This is a genomic window from Luteitalea sp. (assembly GCF_044337415.1).
Classification (GTDB): domain Bacteria; phylum Acidobacteriota; class Vicinamibacteria; order Vicinamibacterales; family Vicinamibacteraceae; genus Luteitalea.
In genome coordinates this window covers 13,228-31,942 of sequence record NZ_JBIINP010000036.1, presented here as the reverse complement: position 1 = coordinate 31,942, position 18,715 = coordinate 13,228, and the positions used below count along the sequence as shown (strand labels likewise).

Sequence of the window (18,715 nt, the reverse complement as noted above, 5' to 3'; positions counted from 1 at the left end):
GCTCGGCCGAACACGGCCGGCAGTCGGTCGTCGGCAGTCGGCAGTCCCAGACAGTGGGGCTCGGAGCTGGGGGCTCGGAGGAACCGCGAACACGGCCGGCAGTCGGTTGCCGGCGGTCGGCAGTCGCAGGGCTGGGGGCTGGGGGCTTGGGGCTCGCCGGAACACAGCCGGCAGTCGGGAGTCGGCAGTGACAGGGGCTTGGGGCCTGGGGCTCGGAAGAACTGCGAGCACGGCCGGCAGTCGGTAGTCGGCAGTCGGCAGTGACAGAGCCCTGGGGCTGGGGGCTCGGAAGAACACTCAAGGCACGGTCGGTAGTCGACAGTCAGGCGCAGGGGGTGGAGCGGAACGTCGACAGAGGGCGATCAAGGAGGGAGGCGATCTAATAGGTGATCAGCGCCAGGTGCCAGAAGCTCTGGCGGGTGTTCCACGTGGAACACGCTTTCTGTTGCAGAGCTTCAATGTTCCACGTGGAACATTGGCTCCACCCAACCCGCCAGCACACCCCTCACCCACCGCTTGCATGTTCCACGTGGAACATGCCGCGGGACCTCAACTCTTCTTTCTGACCACGACAACATGGCTCCGCACCGATTCGACGAGGGGGACGTCTCGTTCCACCGCCAACGGTGATGGCACTGACGGGACACCCTGGGCTCCGCTGAGAAACCACAACTGCTGCCCACCCGGACGAAGCGCGTCGCCAAAGAGCCTCAACTGTTCGGATTCGGCACGGACCGCGCGGATGGACACCACATCTACCGCCCCGCGCAGGTCTGGACGACCCAGCACCGCCTCGAAGCGTGACGTCTCGACGTTGCACGCGGAAAGACCCAGGTGCCGGACCACCTCCCGGAGGAACACGCTCTTCCGGGTCTTCACCTCGATCATGGTCAGGGCGAGATCGGGGCGCGCGATCTTGAGCGGAATCGCAGGGGACCCCCCACCAGAGCCGACATCGACCAGCACGCGAGCATCTTGATCGATCACCTCCGCCGCCATCGTCGGCTCCACGATCAGCCTGTCGACCGCCGAGTCAGGGTCATCGAGCGCCGTCAGGTTCATCCGCTGGTTCCACTTGTCGAGCAACACGAGATAGTCGGCGCACATGTCGAGATGGCCGTCGGCCACCCGCAACCCGACTCTCGCCAATCTCCGCTCGACCCGCCGCCGCGCATCCTGCATGTATGCCGCCCGGACCCCGATGACCGCCATGACGCACCCCTTCCGGAGCCGCCGCGTCACTCCGCCGTGGCGCCTCCAGAAGAACTGTCGTCCGTTGACACGCCAGCCGACAGGCTCCACCGACTGATCGCGGCAGAAATCAGCGCCTGCGCGGCCGGCGTCATGCCGGGAATACTGCCCGCCTGGGCGACGGTGGCTGGCCGACGCTCCGTCAAGCGGGATTGCAACTCACGCGACAAGCCCGGCAGCGAGTCGAAGGAGAACGCCCCAGGGACGCGCTGGGCCGCATACCGCGACGACCGCTGGACCTCCCGCTCCTGACGCCGCACGTACCCGACGTACCGACACTCGGCATCGAGACTGCTCACGTCCACCGACGGCGCGACCGGATCGAGCTCCAACCCGAGGTCCGGCTCTGCCTCGATGAGCGCCGACAGGCGAATGTCCGGGTTCCGGAGCGCCTCCGCTGCCGGCACCCGATCACCAGACGCCACCCGCACCATGCTCGACGCCAGGCGTACCCGGTTGCGCTCGTACCGCCCGCGGCGATCGAGGAACACCCGCCACCGCTCCTCCCCCACCGTGCCGATGTCGCGCCCGCGAGGAGTGAGCCGCAGGTCCGCGTTGTCGATGCGCAGCAGCAGTCGGTGCTCTGCCCGCGACGTGAACATCCGATACGGCTCGAGACACCCGCGCGTCACGAGGTCGTCGACGAGGATGCCGATGTAGGCCTCGTGCCGGCCAAGCGTCTGCGGCGCTCGCCCCTGCGCCCGCAGTGCGGCATTCACGCCAGCCACCCACCCCTGGGCGGCTGCCTCCTCGTAGCCGGATGTCCCGTTGATCTGGCCGGCCAGGAACAGGCCGGCCACGCTCCTCACCTCGAGCGTGTGGTCGAGCGCGGTCGGCTGCACGAAGTCGTACTCGACCGCATAGCCGGGACGAATCAACTCTGCCTGCGACAATCCCGGCAGCGCGCGGACGATCTCGACCTGCACTTCCGCCGGCAACGACATCGAATAGCCGTTGATGTAGACCTCGTCGACGTCGAGCCCCTCGGGCTCAAGGAACAACTGATGCGCCTCCTTCTCGGGGAAACGCATGATCTTGTCCTCGAGCGAGGGACAGTACCGCGGCCCGATGCCCGTGATCTGCCCGTTGTACAGGGGCGACGCCCCGATGTGCGATCGCACCAGGTGGTGCACACGATCGGTCGTTCGCACGGTGTGGCACTGAATCTGCGGCTGCCGGAGACCACTCGTGAGGAACGACAACGGCACCGGTTCCTCGTCGCCTGGCTGCGGCGTCAGCGCGTCGAAGTCGATGGACGCCCGATGCACGCGCGGCGGGGTGCCTGTCTTCAAGCGCCCGCCCGGGAGTTCCAATGACCGCAGCGACGCGGCCAGTTCGACCGCCGCGGGCTCGTCGAAACGTCCAGCCGGGCGGCTCACCGCGCCTACATGCACCAGGCCGTCGAGGAAGGTTCCCGTCGTGACCACCACCTGCCCTGCCGCCAGTTCACGTCCGTCCGCCAACCGCACGCCGCGGACCACACGCTCGGTCACCATCAGTGCCGCGACCTGGGCGTACACGAGCGTGACGCCAGCGGCGCCCTCGAGTCGCTCCCGCATGTACCGTGCGTAGAGTCGCTTGTCGGCCTGCGCCCTCGGTGCCCACACCGCCGGTCCCCTGCTGCGGTTCAGGAGCCTGAACTGGATGCCGGTGGCGTCGATGGCTTCGCCCATCAGGCCGCCCAGCGCATCGATTTCCCTGACGAGATGCCCCTTGGCGGTCCCGCCGACCGCCGGATTACAGGGCATCTGACCTATCGTGTCTGGCGACAACGTGCACACGACCACCGACGCGCCAAGCCGCGCCGCCGCCCACGCCGCCTCGATGCCGGCATGCCCGGCCCCGATCACGATCACGTCGCAAGACGATGGTGAAGAGTCAGTCATTACTTACATCTGGAATGCCGGCCGCGTCACTTGCCGATGCAGAACGACGAGAAAATCTCCCGCAGCACGTCGTCTGGCGTCTCCACCCCGCGCAGGGTCGCCAGCGCCGACAACGCCTCGTGCACGTCGGCCAGCACGTACTCCTCCGACCCGCCCTGCCCTGCCGTCTCCATCGCCCGCGCCACCGCGGCGGCGCACGCCGACACCAGCGACCGATGCCTGGCCCGCGTGAGCATCGCCCCCTCGACGGGCAGGTCAGCGAGAGCCTCCTGCAATGCCCCCTCGAGATCCGCGAGCCCGCCGGCCTCGACGCTGCTCGTCGCCACCGCCTCGCCCTGCCACCAGGAGGACGCGGCCGTATGCTCTCGCCAGAGGTCCGCCTTGCTCACGGCCACCAGCCGCCTGGCCGGACCGGCGACATCCTCCCACGCCGTGCGCGTCGCCACCTGCTCCTCAGGGCCTGCCGTCCCATCCACCACGAAGACAACGACGTCTGCCGCTGCCATCGTCTCGGCCGCGCGTGCGATCCCCTCTGCCTCGACGAGATCACGCGACTCGCGCAGCCCGGCCGTGTCCACCAACCGGACAGGCACGCCGCCGATGTCGAGCGGCTCGATCAGCAGATCGCGAGTGGTGCCGGCGATCGGCGTGACGATCGCGCGAGGCCGGCCGACGAGCGCGTTGAACAGGCTCGACTTCCCCGCATTCGGCCGACCGGCGATCGCCACGATCGCGCCCTCGTGCACACGCCGGCCGGTCGCCGCGGTCGCCAGCAATCGCGCGCAACCGGCCTGCACCGCCGACAGGCGTTCCACCACGTCGGCGCGCTCGATGAAATGGAAGCCTTCGTCGGGGAAGTCGAGCGACGCCTCGAGCAGGACGCGCAACGACGCCAGCTCATCGCCCAGCGCCACGATCTCCCGGCTCAGGGTGCCATCCAGGTGCGCCGACGCGACCCGCGCCTGGCCAAGGGTGGTCGCGGCCACGAAGTCGGCGACGGCCTCGGCCTGCAACAGATCCAGCTTGCCATTGAGGTGGGCGCGGTAGCTGAACTCCCCGGGTCCGGCAAGCCGTGCTCCCGCCCTGACGCAGGCGTCGATGAGCGACTCGACGACGATGGGGCTGCCGTGGACGGAGAACTCGACGCTGTCCTGTCCCGTGAACGACCCGGGCCCGACGAACGTGGTGACCACGGCGTCTTCGGACAGGCCCGCGCCCAGGGTGAGGCGGACCCGGCTGGCCTTGCGCGGCGTGAAGCTGGCGCGCCCGGCGAGTTGCTGCGCCAGCGCCAACGATCCGTCGCCGGTCACCCGGACGACGGCCAGGGCGCCCCGCCCCGCAGGCGTGGCTGGCGCGACGATCAGGTCATCGGGCGCCGCAGCCATCCTGGAGCGATCAGCGCGGGGCGATGATGACGGTCTTCACCAGGCCGTCGCCCTGGCTCTCGGAGGTCACGCCCTCGTCGAGCGACACCTCGAGATGCACCAGCCGGCGCGAGTAGGAGTTGAGGGGACCCATCTCCTGCGGCATCCGGGTGGTCTTGGCCTTCTCGATCAGGAACTTCGCCATCTGGCGGAGTTCCGCGTCCTTGCCCTTCCGGAAGTCGAGGCAGTCGACGACGATGCGGCCGTCACGCCCACTCTGGTCCCGCCAGATCGAGTTGACCAGGTGCTGCAGCGCGTCGAGGGCCTCGCCCTTGCGCCGCACGAGGAGTTCGCCCTCCTCGCCACTGACGTCCACGCGGATGCCATCGGCATCGGCGCCAGACGTGACCGTGACGTTCAGGCCCATGGCCCCGACGACGTTGCGGACGAACTCTGCGATCTGCTCGTGGAGAACGGGTTGCGTGCTCATGACTCGAGGTGCCCGGGAACTCAGGCCTTGGCCGGCTTGGCCGGCGGGCCGACGATCCTGTTGGTAAGGTACTGCTGACCGATGGTGAGCAGGTTGCTGAACAGCCAGTAGATCACCAGGCCGCTCGGCGCCCACAGGAAGAAGAACGTGAACATCAGCGGCATGATCATCATCACGTTCTTCTGGGCCGGATCCATGCCTGCCGCCGGCGTGATCCACTGCTGCCAGAGCATGGTGACGCCCATGATGATCGGCGTGATGTAGAGCGGATCGTGCTGCGACAGGTCGGTGATCCAGCCCATGAACGGCGCGCCGCGCAGCTCGATGGCGACACTCAGCAGGGCGTAGAAGGCAAACAGCACGGGCATCGTGAGGAGCATCGGCACGCACCCGCTGGCGGGGTTGACCCCGGCGGTCTTGTACAGCTCCATCAGCTCGGTGTTCATCTTCTGGCGAGCCGGGTCGGTGGCCTTCAGGTGTGCGTAGCGATCCTGGATGGCCTTCACGCGCGGCTGGATGTCCTGCATCTTCCGCATCGACACCACGCTCTTGTGGCGCAGCGGGAAGATCGCGATGTTGATCAGGACCGTCAGGACGATGATCGACCAGCCGTAGTTGCCGACGAAGCCGTTCACCCAGTTGAGCGCCCGGAGCAGCGGCACCACGAGCCAGGCGAACCAGCCGAAGTTGATCGTCCGCACCAGCTGCTGATCCGACCGCATCAGTTGATCGAAATCCTTCGGCCCGAGGTAGAACTTCACCTCGCTCGGCGGCTGCGGGAAGCTCAGGGCGTAGGACACCAGCGTGCGCGGGCCGGCCGTGGTCTGCACCGGGTGCATCCCGTACTCGACACGCGTCTGGCGACCGAGGACTGCGGCGCCGAGGAAGTAGTGGTCGTCGACGCCGGCATAGCGGACGTTGCCATCGAACACCGGCGTCTCGGCCAGCGACGTCGTCGGGGTGCGCGTGACCTCGTCGATGTGGGTGATGGCCTCGGGCGCCTGGTAGTAGTTGCTGGAGAGGAACCCGCCGGACGTGCTGGCCCGCTCGATGTCGCCGATGCCGGCGCCGGAGTGAATCGAGAAGTTCTGAGGCTGGCCGTTGCGCAGCACCTGCGCCGCGAACCCGAGGAGGAACGGCTGGCCATCGCGCTGGAACGTGAACACCTTCGTGGCGCGCACGCCCGACGGATCGGTGTACTCGAAGCGCAGCACCTTCTCGCCGGGACCTCGCAGGTCCAACGAGGTGGCGCTGGGTGTGAACGTCGCGCCTGCCAGGGTGTTGGTGATCGTCTCGTCGCCGGTGGTCAGCGAGAACGGCGCCCGCGCGTTGCTCGCAGCCTCAGGAATCAGGTCGAGCGCATGCCCGTGCGCGCCCGGGTACTGCTTGAGCGTCCAGCTCAGCAGCACGGCGCCGCGCGTCGAGAACTCTGCCTTGAACTGGTCGGACTCCACCACCACCTTGGCGGCCGCCGGCACGTCCTTCTGCAACGGCATCGGAGGCGTGGCGCCGCCGGTGGTGCTGGCGGGCTGGGGCTGCCCGGCCGGCGCCGGAGCGGCTGCTGGCGCGGTGGCCTTGGCCGTGGGCGCGGGTTGCGGACGCGGCGCGAAGAAGCTCTGGTACAGCAGCAGAACCGCCAGCGACAGCAGGACGGCCTGCAAGACACGCTTTTCCATGGAGGTCGAACCTGAAGGACTGGGCGAGGTCATCGCGATTGCGGAGGCGGGACGGGGTCGAGCCCAGACCCGCCGAAGGGGTGGCAGCGCGCCAGGCGCCGGAGGGCCAGCCAGGCGCCGCGCACGAGGCCGTGCTGCTCCAGTGCCGACATCGCGTAGCGCGAGCAGGACGGCTCGTACCGGCAGCTGCCGGCAAACAGGGGCGACAGGAGCAGCTGGTAGCCGCGGATCAGCGCCATGCCCACGCGTGCCCCTGGCCCTGGCGTCACGCCGGCACGTCCGTCTGTGGCAGGAGCGTCACCTTGAGGCGGCGGAGCGCCGACAGGTAGTCGGCGACCAGGTCGGCGTGGCCGACGGTCCCGAATCCACGGCGGGGGATGACCACCAGGTCGACGCCAGGCATGGGTTTGTGATGCCGGAACAGGTCGCGGGCCCGCCGCTTGGCGCGATTGCGCGCGACGGCAGGCCCGAACTTCCGCGTGGCCGAGACGCCCAATCGGGCCGCCGGCGCGGTCGACGCGCTGGCAAAGACCGTCATGTAGCGCCCGTGATGCTTGCGGCCGTGCTCGTAGGCGTGGAGGAACTCCGGCCGACGACGCACGCGCTCATGCGGACGGAGCGTGTGCCGCATGGCGGCAGCGCGCTAGCGCTCCGACGAGACGGTGAGGCGCTTGCGGCCCTTGGCGCGACGGCGCTTCAGGACCAGTCGGCCGTTCTTCGTGGCCATGCGCACGAGGAAACCGTGAGTGCGCGCGCGACGGCGGTTGTTGGGCTGAAAAGTACGCTTCATGGCTACGGATCATCCGGGAGCGGGACCGGGACTGCCGGGCGCTCCAATGTCTGCGGCCACAACTCGACCGCGAACTGCCGATTCTAGTGCAGGCCCGCGAACGCTGTCAATGGCGCGTCGACCGGCCCGGACGACCGTTGGCTCTGGTCGGCCTACTCGAGAGAGCCTCTGGGGCGAACTGACGCACATCGAATCGAGGACCTATCCCAAAGTCGAGTGTCGACAGTTTTCGCCGTATTTTTGCTAGCCACAGGCGTTCCTTTCTGCACTCGGAGGCCTCTGTTACACTCCCCGTCCGGTCGCGGACCGGCCCCTCAGCAGGCGACTTTTCCACAGCTGTGGAAAAAACTGTGGAAAAAAATGGGGTTTCGCCTGCCCGTCGGCACGGCGACTGCGGAAAATCCGGGCCTCGTCACGTAAGCGAAGGCCAAAACAAGGGATTTTCTGGCGATTTCGACGATTTTCGCCCGGTCACACACGCGTCACATCTCGGCAATTCCCAGCGAAAGTGGCACCCTGATCCCGAGGGAACAGGCGCTGCAGGGGCGCCGGATACCCCCAGGACGGTCCAGACACCGCATGAGTGAACACATCTGGGAACGCGTGCTCGCCCGCGTCGAGGCCAAGTTGAACCGTCACACCTTCATGACGTGGTTCAAGCCGACGCGCTTCATCCGCGAGGATGGCGACACCCTCATCGTCGAGGTCCCCGACGGGACCGTGCGCGACTGGCTGCTCCGTCACTACGGCTCGATCCTGGCCGAGGCGGTCGCGGAGGCCGGCCGGCCCGGCGTCGTCGTGTCGTTCGTCCCTGCAGACGGCTCGCTGCCGGTGGAACCCTCCCGCGCCGAAGACCTCCTCATCCGTCAGCCCGACGACGCGGGGACGGCCACGGCCCCCTCGCACGGATCGTCCGGCCTGAACCATCGCTACACGTTCGACACCTTCGTCGTCGGGCCCTCGAACCAGTTCGCCAACGCCGCCGCCCGCGCGGTGGCTGAGGCCCCGGGACGGTCGTACAACCCGCTGTTCATGTATGGCGGGGTGGGCCTGGGCAAGACCCACCTGATGCACGCCATCGGACAGTACGTCGATCGCCACCACCGGCAAGCCGCGCTGACCTACATCTCGTCCGAGCGGTTCATGAACGAGATGATCAACGCCATCCGGTACGAGCGCATCATCGACTTCCGCGAGCGCTACAGGAACGTCGACGTGCTGCTGGTGGACGATGCGCAGTTCCTCGCCGGCAAGGAAGCGACGCAGAACGAGTTCTTCCACACGTTCAACGCGCTGTACGACGCGGGCAAGCAGATCGTCATCAGCAGCGATCGGCCGCCACACGAGATTCCCGCGCTCGAGGAGCGCCTGCGATCGCGCTTCAACTGGGGCCTCATCGCCGATATCCAGCCGCCCGACCTCGAGACCAAGGTGGCGATCCTCAAGAAGAAAGCCGATGCCGACGGCGTGCCGCTGCCCGACAACGTCGCGCTGTTCATCGCCACCAAGATCAAGTCGAACATCCGCGACCTCGAGGGATCGTTGATCCGGCTGGTGGCGTACGCCTCGCTCACGGGCAAGGACATCACCCTGGCGCTGGCCCAGGACGTGCTCCGGAGCATCATCGGGAGCGAGGAGAAGGCCGTCACCATCGACACGATCCTGAAGTTCGTGGCCGACTTCTACGGCGTGCGTCCGAGCGAGCTCAAGACCGCCAGCAACTCGCGGACCATCGTCATCCCGCGCCAGGTGGCGATGTACCTGTGCAAGACGCTCACGTCGGCGTCGCTGCCCGACATCGGCCGGGCCTTCGGGAAGCACCATTCGACGGTGCTCCACTCCATCAGGAAGGTCGAGGACGACCGGGGCAAGGACGGGGATTTCAACAGCCAGATCAACGCCATGCTGGACAATTTCCGCTAGGCGGGGCTGCTGGATCCGGGGTTTTCCACAGCCTCGTCGCGATCGGCCTGTGGACAACGTGTGGAGGGGGGACGGGGTGGGCCCGACCCACAGGATCGGCGGCAGTTATCCACACAATCCCTGCACAGGGTAAGTCCCTGAAAAAAGGCGCTTTAGGTGTCGCCTTCACAGCTTCCGACGCCCTTCTGATCTCTGTTATACTTCTTTTCTTGCGATCCCTATGGAGAACACCTTCTAGGGACGTCGCGTGCGTCAAGGGGCTCGCTCCCGCTCACGAGGTGTCGGCTGCATGGAACTGGTGGTCCGCAAGAACGATCTGCTGCGCGAACTGCAGTTGTTTCAGGGCATCGTGGAACGCAAGAACACCATGCCCGTGCTTGCCAACGTGCTCCTGCGTGCCGATGGCAACCAGGTGGAGCTCGTGGCCACCGACCTGGACGTGGGTCTGCGCAGCACGTGCGTGGCGCAGAGCCTGGCCAAGCCCGGCACGTTGACGCTGCCGGCCAAGAAGCTGTTCGAGATCGTCAAGGCGCTGCCCGAGACCGACATCCGCATCGAGCAGAACCGCTCGGGCGTGACGGTGGCTGCCGAGCGCTTCGAGTCGCACCTCTCCACGCTGCCGGCCGACGACTTCCCGCAGCTGCCGACGGTGGGCGACACGGTGGCGACGCTCCCGCGTGAGCCGATCCGCCAGATGGTCGCCAAGACGATGTTCGCGATCACCGGCGAGGACACGCGGTACTACCTCAACGGCGCGCTGTTCGTGCTCAAGCCCGACAGCATGAGCCTGGTGGCCACTGACGGCCACCGCCTCGCGCTGGTCACCGTGACGGGCGAGACCGGCGCGGTCGAGAGCAAGGCCCTGCTGCCGAAGAAGACGATGCAGGAGCTGAGCCGGCTGCTCGGCGACGGCGAGGGCGACGTGCTGTTCGAGCGCGCCGAGAACCACCTCTTCTTCACCGTGGGCGGGCGTCGCCTGTTCTCGCGGATGATCGACGCGCAGTTCCCGGCGTACGAGCGCGTCATCCCGAAGAACAACGACAAGCAGATCGAGTTCGAGCGCGATCGGCTCACCAGCGCCATCCGTCGTGTGTCGCTGCTCTCCAACGAGCGGTCGCGCGCGGTGCGCTTCCTGATCAGCAACGGCAAGGTCGAGGTCACCTCGCAGAGCCCCGACCTGGGCGAGGCGAAGGAAGAACTGCTGGTCGCCTACGAGGGGCCAGACGTGCAGATCTGCTTCAACGCCCAGTACGTCACCGACTTCCTCGCGGCGGTCGAGACCGAACAGGTCAGCCTCTCGTTCCGCGACGAGATGAGCCAGGCCGTGATGAAGCCCGTGGGCGCCGACGGGTACGACTACACGTACGTGATCATGCCGATGCGTCCGTAGGCGCCACGCGCCTCAACGCATCACGCGGCCCCGGCCTCCGGACCGGGCGTTGCGCGAGACCGGGTCCCGGCGGCTGGAGCACAGCCGCCGGCCCTCGCCCGGTGAACGTCCCCTGCGAGTCCCGATGGAACCGACCACCAGCCCGAACACCGAGTCAGAGACCCCGATGCGCCCCGCGACCGGGGCGTCCGAAGACTACGGCGCCGACGCCATCAAGGTGCTCGAAGGCCTCGAGGCCGTCCGCAAGCGGCCGGGCATGTACATCGGCACGACGGGCGAGGCCGGCCTTCACCACCTCGTCTACGAGGTCGTCGACAACTCCGTCGACGAGGCCCTGGCCAAGCACTGCACCGAGATCAACGTCACGATCCATGTCGACGACTCGGTGACGGTGGTGGACGACGGCCGAGGCATCCCGGTGGACATGCACGAGAGCGGCAAGAGCGCGGCGGAAGTCGTGCTCACCGTGCTGCACGCCGGTGGCAAGTTCAACCAGGAAGGCAGCGCGTACAAGGTCTCGGGCGGCCTGCACGGCGTCGGCGTGTCGGTGGTCAACGCGCTCTCGGAGCAACTCGACCTCGAGATCTGGCGGAACGACAAGGTCTACCAGCAGAGCTATGCGCGCGGCGTTCCCGTGGCGCCGCTCGTCGAGACCGGCATCACGAAGCGGCGCGGCACGAAGGTCCACTTCAAGCCCGACGCGACCATCTTCGAGGCGACGGTCTACAGCTTCGACACGCTCAACAACCGCCTGCGCGAGCTGGCCTTCCTGAACGCCGGCCTGATCATCACGCTCGAGGACGAGCGCGGCGAGGGCCGGAGTGCGCGCTACGAGTACAAGGGCGGCATCGTCGAGTACGTGCAGTTCATGAACCGCGCCCGGCGCGCCGTCAACGAAGTGCCGATCCACATGAAGGGCGAGCGCAACGAGATCGAAGTCGAGATCGCGCTCCAGTGGAACGACTCGTACGACGAGAGCCTCTACACCTTCGCCAACAACATCAACACGCACGAAGGCGGGTTCCACCTCTCGGGCTTCAAGGCCGCGCTCACGCGCACGGTCAACGCGTACCTCGCGAGCGCGAACCTCCCGAAGGACCTGAAGGACACGCCGATCAGCGGCGACGACGCCCGCGAGGGCCTGGCCGGGGTGATCAGCGTCAAGATCCCCAACCCGCAGTTCGAGGGCCAGACCAAGACGAAGCTCGGCAACACCGAGGTCAAGGGCATCGTCGAGACGATCGTCAACGAGCGGCTGGGCGCCTTCCTCGAGGAGAACCCGGCGGTGGCCCGCGCCATCATCTCGAAGGCCGCCGACGCCGCGCGCGCACGTGAAGCCGCCCGCAAGGCGCGCGACCTCGTCCGTCGCAAGGGCGTGCTCGACGGCAGTTCGTTGCCGGGCAAGCTGGCCGACTGCCAGGAGCGCGATCCCGCGCAGAGCGAGATCTACATCGTCGAGGGCGACTCGGCAGGCGGGTCGGCCAAGCAGGGTCGCGATCGCCGCTTCCAGGCCATCCTGCCCATCAAGGGCAAGATCCTCAACGTCGAGAAGGCCCGCTTCGACAAGATGCTGAGCAGCGACGAGATCAAGACGATGATCGCGGCGCTCGGCACGGGCATCGGGCGCAAGCGCGAGGAGACCGATCGCGACGGCTTCGACATCGCCAAGCTGCGCTACCACCGCGTCATCATCATGACGGACGCCGACGTCGACGGGTCGCACATCCGTACGCTGCTGCTGACGTTCTTCTACCGGCAGATGCGCGAGCTGATCGACAACGGCCACATCTACATCGCGCAGCCGCCGCTGTACCGGGCCAAGCGTGGCAAGCAGGAGGTCTACATCAAGAACGATGCGGACCTCGAGGCGTACCTGATCAAGCGCGCCACTGACTCCCGCGTGCTGCGGATCTCGGAGACCGGCCAGGAACTCAGCGGCGAGGCCCTCGAGGCGCTGCTGCACAAGCTGATCGCCTTCGACCGCAACCTCCGTCACGTCGAGCGGCGTGGCGTACCGCAGGACGTGGTGCGTGGCCTGCTCAACGCGGGCGCCGGGGCGCGCGACCGTGCGTTCTTCAGCGACCGGCCGCGCATGGAAGCCGTCGCCGCCGAGTTCACGAACGAGCAGCGGATCATCTCCGTCGTCGTTGACGAGGAGCACAACGCGCTGCTGTTCGAGATCGACGATCGCAGTGCCGGCTACCCGCGCGTGTCGCGCGCCGGGATCGAGTTCGCACAGACGCCGGATTTCCGCGCGCTGGTCAACAGCTTCCGCGACGTCGCCGGCGTCCAGGGGCGCATGGTGGTGGCCCAGGTCGGCGCCGCCCAGGCCGAGGAGCCCGAGGAAGCCGCGGCCGAGCCGGCCGGCGGCACGCCCGGCACCGAACCGGCAGCCGAGCCCGTGCGTCGCGTGGCTCGCAAGGACGCCGATCACGAGGTCCAGTCGATCTCGGACCTGGTGGACTACTTCCTCGAGGTCGGCCGCAAGGGCGTGGCCATCAACCGCTACAAGGGCCTCGGCGAGATGAACCCCGAGACCCTGTGGGAGACCACGATGAAGCCCGAGGTACGCACGCTGCTGCAGGTGCGCGCCGAGGACCAGGCGGAAGCCGACCTGATGTTCTCCACCCTGATGGGTGACCAGGTCGAGCCGCGCCGCAAGTTCATCGAGGACAACGCCCTCGACGTGAAGAACCTGGACGTCTAGCCGGCCTGCTGCCGGGCCGCGTTGGGACAACGGGCCCTGCCACGGCTGCTTGACTGCGTCGGTACTCCGAGGAAGGTAGGGCCGGCTCTCCGAGCCCGGCCCATCGCGCGACGACGATCGCGCGGATCGACACGATTTCGCTATGAGCACCCCTCTTCCGTCACGCATCCCGGTCACCATCGAAGACGAGATGCGCCGCTCGTACATGGATTACGCGATGAGCGTGATCATCGGGCGCGCGCTGCCCGACGTGCGCGACGGCCTCAAGCCGGCGCACCGCCGCGTCCTCTTCGCGATGCGGCAGATGGGGCTGGCCAGCAACCGCGCCCACCGCAAGTGCGCGAAGATCGTCGGCGAGGTCATCGGCAACTACCACCCGCACGGTGACGCGTCGGCGTACGACACGCTGGTCCGGCTCGCGCAGGACTTCAACATGCGCTATCCCCTGGTCGATCCCCAGGGGAACTTCGGCAGCATGGACGGCGACCGCGCGGCGGCCTACCGCTACACGGAAGCCCGGCTCGAGGCCCTCGCCGAGGCCATCATGGCCGACCTCGACAAGGACACCGTCGAGTTCGTCCCCAACTTCGACGAGACCACGACCGAGCCGTCGGTCCTGCCCACGCCGATCCCGAACCTGCTCGTCAACGGCTCCACCGGCATCGCGGTGGGCATGGCGACCAACATCCCGCCGCACAACCTCACCGAGCTGGTGGACGGGATCATCGCCATCGCCGACCCCGAGCAGGCCTTCACGGTCGACGAGGAAGGCCGGCCGCAGCCGCTGACGCGCGAAGAAAAGCGCCGGCGCCTGACGCAGCACGTGCTCGGGCCCGACTTCCCCACCGGCGGCGTCATCGTCGGGCGGGCGGGCATCATGTCGGCCTACGCGACCGGCCGCGGCACGGTCATCGTGCGCGCCAAGAGCGAGTTCGAGACCATCGGGCGCGGTGGCGATCGCCAGGCGATCGTCATCACCGAGGTGCCCTACCAGGTCAACAAGGCGAAGCTGATCGAGCGCATCGCCGACCTGGTGCGCGACAAGACGATCGAGGGCATCTCCGACATCCGCGACGAGTCGGACCGCCAGGGCATCCGCGTCGTCATCGAGCTCAAGCGCGGCGAGATGCCGGACGTCGTGCTGAACAACCTCTACAAGCACACGCCGCTGCAGTCCTCGTTCGGCATCATCATGCTGTCGATCGTCGACGGTCGCCCGCGCGTGCTGCCGCTGCTCGAGATGCTCGAGCGGTTCATCGAGTTCCGCCGCGAGGTGGTGCGCCGGCGCACCGAGTTCGAGCTCCGCAAGGCCGAGGCCCGTGCCCACATCCTCGAAGGCCTCAAGATCGCGCTCGATCACCTCGATGCGGTGATCGCCCTCATCCGCTCGGCGAAGAACCCCGCCGAGGCGCGCGAGGGGCTGATGGCCAACTTCGGCCTCTCGCAGCTGCAGGCGCAGGCCATCCTCGACATGCAGCTCCAGCGCCTCACCGGCCTCGAGCGGCAGAAGATCCTCGACGAACTCGCCGAGCTCCTGAAGGAGATCGAGCGCCTGCGCGCCATCCTCGGCAGCGATCGCCTCGTCATGGAGATCGTCATCGCCGAGCTGAAGGACGCCCGCGAGCGCTTCGGCGACGCGCGTCGCACGCAGCTGGTCGAGGACACCAGCGACCTCAACATCCTCGACCTGATCGCCGACGAGGACATGGCGATCACGGTGAGCCACAAGGGCTACATCAAGCGCACGTCGCTCGACGAGTACCGCTTCCAGGGCCGCGGCGGCGCCGGCACCATCGGCATGCGCCTGCCCGACGACGACTACGTGCACCACCTGTTCGTGGCGTCGACGCACGCGTACCTGATCGTGTACTCCGATCGCGGGCGCGCCTACTGGCTCCGCGTGCACGAGATTCCCGACGCCGGTCGAGATGCGCGTGGCAAGTCGATCGCCAACCTGGTGCAGATGGCCGCCGGCGAGAAGGTCGCCGACGTCGTGTCGGTGCGCGAGTTCCCCTCGGAAGAGGGCCAGCGCTTCGTCGTGATGGGCACCCGCAAGGGCGTCATCAAGAAGACCGACCTCAAGGCCTACTCGAACCCGCGCGTCGGCGGCATCATCGCCATGGGCGTCGACGACGACGACCAGGTCATCGCCGTGCAGCTCTCGACCGGCACCGACCACGTGTTCATCGGCACGCGCAACGGCGCGGCGCTGCGCTTCCCCGAGGGCCGGGTCCGCACCATGGGCCGCACGGCGTACGGCGTGCGCGGCATCAACCTGCGCGACGGCGACGAAGTGGTGGCGATGGAGCTGGTCGGCGAGACCGGCTCGATGCTCACGGTCACGGCCAATGGCTACGGCAAGCGGACGCCCCTGGCCGAGTACCGCATCACCGGTCGTGGCGGCCTCGGCATCCGCAACATCCAGTCGTCGGATCGCAACGGTCCTGTCGTCGGCATCACGCATGTCGAGGACGACAACCAGGTCCTCATCATCACCAAGGCCGGCAAGGTCATCCGCATGGCCGTGGCTCCCCTGCGGCCGATCGGGCGCAACACGCAGGGCGTGCGTCTCATCAGGCTCGACGATGGGGATCGCGTCGAGGCGCTGGCGCGGCTGGACATCGCCGAGGTCGCCGCAGACACATCCGAGGTGGTGGCGCCGCTCGAGACCGAGGGCGCCGTCGAGGAACCGCTCGACGACCCGATCGAGGACGTCATCGAGGATGTCGACGATGGCGCCGTCGACGCCCCTGCCGACGACGACTCCGAGGAGTAGCGAGGCATCGAGGTAGGGCGCGGTCTCCGACCGCGCCGTATTCGGCAGCGGCCGGGTGGGACACCCGGCCCTACCGTGGCAGCTACACGGGTTGCAACCGCGCGTACTTGGCGATGAGCTTCTTGGTGCCGACCGTCTGGAAGTAGACGGTCAGCTTCATGTCGTCGCCCTTGCCGTCGACCTCCTTGACGGTGCCGACGCCGAACTGCGCATGGCGCACCTTCTGGCCCGGCTTCGGCCGCGCGCCGTCGCTCGACTGATCCTCGTCCTCGTACTTGTAGGTCGGCGCGGGCGCGTCCTCACGCGCCGGGGTCCGGCTGCGCCCGTACGGGTTGGGCCGCGACTCGTAGGCCGATCGCCCGCCATACGTCGTCGTGCCGAACGAGCGGGCCCGCGTGTACGACGGGGTCTCGAGCACCAGTTCCTTCGGCACCTCGTCGAGGAAGCGTGACGGCTCGGTCGACTGGTACTCGCCGAACACGCGTCGCCGCGCCGCGCTGGTGAGCAGCAGGCGCGACTGCGCCCGCGTCATGCCCACGTAGCAGAGGCGGCGCTCCTCCTCGATCTGCTCCTGGTCCTCGCCGGCGCGGCTGTGCGGGAACAGGCCCTCTTCCATGCCGGCCAGCGCCACGACGGGGAACTCGAGGCCCTTGGCCGCGTGCATGGTCATCAACCACACGCGTGCGCTGCTCGTGCCCTGCGATTCGTCGGCTTCAGACAGCAACGACAGGCGATCGACGAAGCCGCCGATCGACGCGTCGGTCTCGCGCTCCTCGTACTCGCGCGCGGTCGACACGAACTCGGCGAGGTTCTGGATGCGGCTCTCGGCCTCCTCGGTGTTCTCCTCGCGCAGCGTCTTGAGGTACCCGGACTGATCGAGCATCTTGCCGATGACCAGCGACACCGGCTCCTGCCTGGCGATCACCACCAACGCGTCGATCAGCTCGACGAACTGCTTCAGCGCATTGTGGGCGCGTCCGGGCAGCGTCCGCGACGCGATCAGGTGCGTGGCCCTGGCCCACAGCGACTGCGACGCCGCGACCTCGAACAGGCCAGCGGCCATCATCGGCGGTGCGCTGCCGCCGGCGCCGGGATCGTCGCGCTCGAGCGCGTCCATCACCGACTTGCCGATGCCGCGCGCCGGCACGTTCACCACCCGCCTGAAGCTCACGTCGTCGTGCGGGTTGATGATCAGCTTGAGGTACGAGAGCGCGTCCTTCACTTCCTTGCGCTCGTAGAAGCGGACGCCGCCGATGATCTTGTACGGCGTGCCGTCGCGCATCAGCTGGTCTTCCAGCGCGCGCGACTGCGAGTTGAGTCGATAGAGGATCGCCACCGTCGAGTCGCGGCGCGCCGTCATCTCCTTGCGCAGTTCACGCGCGATGAACGACGCCTCTTCGAGCTCGTCCTCGCCGCGGAAGTACGTGATCAGGTCGCCCCGGCCCTGCTCGGTCCAGAGGCGCTTCTCCTTGCGGTCCGTGTTGTTGGCGATCACGGCCGACGCCGCGTCGAGGATGTTCTGCGTCGAGCGGTAGTTGCGCTCGAGGCGCACCGTCTCGGCCTCGGGGAAGTCCTGCTCGAAGTCGAGGATGTTCCGGAGGTCGGCGCCGCGCCACTTGTAGATCGACTGGTCCGGATCGCCGACGACAGCCAGGTTGTGGCGGTCGCCCACCAGGTGCTTGATCAGCAGGTACTGCGGCCTGTTGGTGTCCTGGTACTCGTCGACCATCACGTACCGGAACTGCCGCTGGTACTTGCTGCGGACGCCCTCGTGCTCGAAGAGCTCCACGGTCTTGAGCAGCAGGTCGTCGAAGTCGAGCGCGTTGGCGCGCTCGAGCATCTTGACGTAGCCGTCGTAGATCTTGGCGATCTGCTCGTCGCGATAGGAGCCGTTGCCGACCTTGTCGGGCGTCTCCATGCGGTTCTTGGCCTGGCTGATGCGCCCGAGCACCTGGCGCGGCTGGATCAGCTTGTCGTCGATCTGCAACTCACGCATCACCTGCTTGACCGCCACCTGCTGGTCGCTGCTGTCGTAGATCACGAAGTCGCGCGACAGCCCGATCGCCGGCGCCTCGCGACGCAACAGCCGCGCACACAGCGAGTGGAAGGTCGACACCCACACGTCGCGTGCCTCGGCCCCGATGAGGTGCCCGACACGCTCGCGCATCTCCTCGGCGGCCTTGTTGGTGAAGGTGACCGCGAGCACCTCGAACGGCCGCGCCAGCCCGCTGCCGATCAGGTACGCAATGCGGTACGCGATCACGCGCGTCTTCCCCGACCCGGCCCCGGCGAGGATGAGCAGCGGCCCCTCCGTGTGCAGGACGGCATCCCGCTGCTCGGGGTTCAGGGAGGACAAGAAGTCAGACGGGGGCTGGGGGCTTGGGGCTTGAGACACGGGTTGTCGGGGATCTCACGACACACCCCAGGGACCAACGCGGAGGTGGCGTGCTCCCTGCAGTATA

At 67.7% G+C, this 18,715-nt stretch carries 13 protein-coding genes; 4 read left to right on the top strand and 9 right to left on the bottom strand.

Annotated elements, in window-relative coordinates; genetic code table 11:
• Nucleotides 1-549: 549 nt before the first annotated feature.
• From rsmG to rpmH, 8 genes are read right to left on the bottom strand one after another with little or no spacing between them, the layout of a single operon-like run.
• Nucleotides 550-1,212, bottom strand: a complete 663-nt coding sequence (gene rsmG / locus ACIRDX_RS08490) for a 16S rRNA (guanine(527)-N(7))-methyltransferase RsmG (protein WP_396624981.1) — start codon at nucleotides 1,210-1,212, stop codon at nucleotides 550-552.
• Nucleotides 1,213-1,238: 26 nt separating this feature from the next.
• Nucleotides 1,239-3,137 (bottom strand): tRNA uridine-5-carboxymethylaminomethyl(34) synthesis enzyme MnmG, encoded by a 1,899-nt coding sequence (gene mnmG, locus ACIRDX_RS08485; protein WP_396624980.1) that lies wholly within the window; start codon nucleotides 3,135-3,137, stop codon nucleotides 1,239-1,241.
• Nucleotides 3,138-3,163: 26 nt separating this feature from the next.
• Complete coding sequence (mnmE, locus tag ACIRDX_RS08480; protein WP_396624979.1) at nucleotides 3,164-4,522, bottom strand: tRNA uridine-5-carboxymethylaminomethyl(34) synthesis GTPase MnmE; 1,359 nt, start codon at nucleotides 4,520-4,522, stop codon at nucleotides 3,164-3,166.
• A 10-nt stretch (nucleotides 4,523-4,532) separates the two neighbouring features.
• On the bottom strand, nucleotides 4,533-4,991 hold the full coding sequence (locus ACIRDX_RS08475) for a protein jag (protein ID WP_396624978.1): 459 nt from the start codon (nucleotides 4,989-4,991) through the stop codon (nucleotides 4,533-4,535).
• 20 nt (nucleotides 4,992-5,011) lie between these two features.
• Nucleotides 5,012-6,667, bottom strand: a complete 1,656-nt coding sequence (gene yidC / locus ACIRDX_RS08470; RefSeq protein WP_396624977.1) for a membrane protein insertase YidC — start codon at nucleotides 6,665-6,667, stop codon at nucleotides 5,012-5,014.
• Between the two features lie 29 nt (nucleotides 6,668-6,696).
• The gene (gene yidD, locus ACIRDX_RS08465) at nucleotides 6,697-6,906 is read right to left on the bottom strand and encodes a membrane protein insertion efficiency factor YidD (protein WP_396624976.1); all 210 of its coding nucleotides are present in this window, start codon (nucleotides 6,904-6,906) and stop codon (nucleotides 6,697-6,699) included.
• Nucleotides 6,907-6,932: 26 nt separating this feature from the next.
• Nucleotides 6,933-7,298, bottom strand: coding sequence for a ribonuclease P protein component (gene rnpA / locus ACIRDX_RS08460; protein WP_396624975.1), 366 nt, complete (start codon nucleotides 7,296-7,298; stop codon nucleotides 6,933-6,935).
• Nucleotides 7,299-7,310: 12 nt separating this feature from the next.
• A complete protein-coding gene (gene rpmH, locus ACIRDX_RS08455) occupies nucleotides 7,311-7,457 on the bottom strand; it encodes a 50S ribosomal protein L34 (protein ID WP_239490894.1) in 147 nt (48 codons plus the stop codon).
• A gap of 579 nt (nucleotides 7,458-8,036) precedes the next feature.
• On the opposite strand from rpmH, the gene dnaA reads away from it, so the two are divergent.
• From dnaA to gyrA, 4 genes are all read left to right on the top strand, one after another.
• The gene (dnaA, locus tag ACIRDX_RS08450) at nucleotides 8,037-9,380 is read left to right on the top strand and encodes a chromosomal replication initiator protein DnaA (RefSeq protein WP_396624974.1); all 1,344 of its coding nucleotides are present in this window, start codon (nucleotides 8,037-8,039) and stop codon (nucleotides 9,378-9,380) included.
• A gap of 289 nt (nucleotides 9,381-9,669) precedes the next feature.
• Entirely contained in the window at nucleotides 9,670-10,770 is a 1,101-nt protein-coding gene (gene dnaN / locus ACIRDX_RS08445) for a DNA polymerase III subunit beta (RefSeq protein WP_396624973.1), read from the top strand.
• A gap of 166 nt (nucleotides 10,771-10,936) precedes the next feature.
• On the top strand, nucleotides 10,937-13,477 hold the full coding sequence (gene gyrB, locus ACIRDX_RS08440; protein WP_396624983.1) for a DNA topoisomerase (ATP-hydrolyzing) subunit B: 2,541 nt from the start codon (nucleotides 10,937-10,939) through the stop codon (nucleotides 13,475-13,477).
• Between the two features lie 142 nt (nucleotides 13,478-13,619).
• Nucleotides 13,620-16,253, top strand: coding sequence for a DNA gyrase subunit A (gene gyrA / locus ACIRDX_RS08435; protein ID WP_396624972.1), 2,634 nt, complete (start codon nucleotides 13,620-13,622; stop codon nucleotides 16,251-16,253).
• An 82-nt stretch (nucleotides 16,254-16,335) separates the two neighbouring features.
• On the opposite strand, the gene ACIRDX_RS08430 is transcribed toward gyrA, so the two are convergent.
• Complete coding sequence (locus tag ACIRDX_RS08430) at nucleotides 16,336-18,609, bottom strand: ATP-dependent helicase (protein WP_396624971.1); 2,274 nt, start codon at nucleotides 18,607-18,609, stop codon at nucleotides 16,336-16,338.
• Nucleotides 18,610-18,715 lie beyond the last annotated feature (106 nt).